Here is a 1,500-nt window from a genome sequence, read left to right as displayed (position 1 = left end):
AACCAAATTGTTTATTAATTAAAAATAAACAGTTTGGTTTTTTTTATTTAGCCAAACTTAAAAAAGGAGTTTTAAAAAAATGAACGAACAAGCCATTTTATTTGCTTTAAATGTGCATGAACAAACGCACAACATAAAAGAAAAACCAACTAAATTATATATGGATATTAATTCTAATGGTTTTGCTGACATTCTTTACGTTGAAAAGCCCAAAAAAGCAATTTAAATTAAAGGTTAATGACTTGGAAGAAACATTAACTAAACCAAAATGCATCAAAAAGAATAAAACAAACCAACAAATTAAATATGTATTGGCAAATGTCGAATTAAAGGAACCAAATGAATGAAATATATTTACGGTTTAAAACAAATTATGCATTTTTTAGCTAATATAGATACATTTCAATATTTTTTAAGTGCGGATATAAAACAAACTAACTAACTATAATATTGCAAAAAAATATTATTTTTAAAGAAAACGGATATTACCAAAATAAAAACCATATTGCAAGAATTAAATAAAAGTCTTTTTAATTTAGAGTTTGACACGATACTTTAGAACAAAAATATTTTTTTAATAAGTAAACAAAACAATTATACATTAATCCCGCTAAAATAAATGTTTCTCCCTTGTATAAGCAAAATAAGCATAAAAATAGTCCTACTTGGTTAAAATGATTTTAAAAAAGAATTAGGTTTTAAAAATTAAAAGGAGTTTATCGCACAAATGAAAATTCAAGAAATTAAAATTAACAAAAAAGAAGAAATAATAGCTTTTTTAAAACAAGAAAATTTATTAGTTAATTGTGAACAAGTTTATATAGACAAAATGGAATTATTTTTAAATAAAACCAATTTTTATTTACGTTCCAATCAAAATCTAGAAGGGGGGTTTTTTGCAACAATCTAAAAAAGAAGTTTTACTCTAAAATTATATTATTGATCGCTCTTTAAATAGTTTTTTTGACTATATTGTAATCAGAAAACCCAAAAAAATTTATCTTTTTTATAAAAACAACAACAATAGGCAAAGGAGTTTGAACAGATGAAAAAAAATATTTTTGCTATTCCATTTCTTAAAGTAGCATTAAACCAAAATAGTTGGCTATTTTTATATTCATTTTTATTTTCCTTAGAATTTTGATGGCAAAAACATACCTTAAAAGGGTATGTTGAATGTCGCCGCCATAGTTAAATTTTAATCTTTTTTAATTTTTAAATTTAGATCTTTATTTTTAAAAAAGTTAAATAAAAATTATTGTTTTATTCAATGTAATGTAAATGTATTTTTTTTTCTTTTCTTTTTAAATATTTAAAAATAATGATTTTTCGGTCTTAAAATAATGATAATCATTATAAAGCTTCTTTTTTAAGGATAAAAATGATATCTTAATTTTTTTTAAATATTTTTTAAAAAAGTTTGACAAATATTTTTTTTATGTTATTATATAGCAAATTAATAAGTAATTTTTTCTAAAAGATATTTGTTTTAGAAAAATT

Annotated in this window: 2 protein-coding genes; both read left to right on the top strand. The window is 20.9% G+C overall.

Features of this window, described 5'->3' with window-relative positions:
- The first annotated feature begins 79 nt into the window (after positions 1-79).
- Positions 80-226 carry a hypothetical protein gene (locus tag ON17_RS03550; RefSeq protein WP_017191763.1) on the top strand — a complete coding sequence of 49 codons (147 nt, stop codon included), beginning with the start codon at positions 80-82 and terminating at the stop codon, positions 224-226.
- Between the two features lie 501 nt (positions 227-727).
- The gene (locus ON17_RS03885) at positions 728-910 is read left to right on the top strand and encodes a hypothetical protein (RefSeq protein ID WP_017191760.1); all 183 of its coding nucleotides are present in this window, start codon (positions 728-730) and stop codon (positions 908-910) included.
- Positions 911-1,500 lie beyond the last annotated feature (590 nt).

This window comes from Poinsettia branch-inducing phytoplasma str. JR1 (assembly GCF_000309465.1).
GTDB lineage: Bacteria > Bacillota_I > Bacilli_A > Acholeplasmatales > Acholeplasmataceae > Phytoplasma > Phytoplasma pruni.
Note: the sequence above shows the minus strand (reverse complement) of the source record. Positions and strands in the feature narration are given on the sequence as shown.

Bases quoted from the DNA above. Each gene is read 5' to 3' on its own strand.
- ON17_RS03550 (WP_017191763.1), top strand. From the start codon at position 80: ATGAACGAACAAGCCATTTTATTTGCTTTAAATGTGCATGAACAAACG.
- ON17_RS03885 (WP_017191760.1), top strand. From the start codon at position 728: ATGAAAATTCAAGAAATTAAAATTAACAAAAAAGAAGAAATAATAGCT.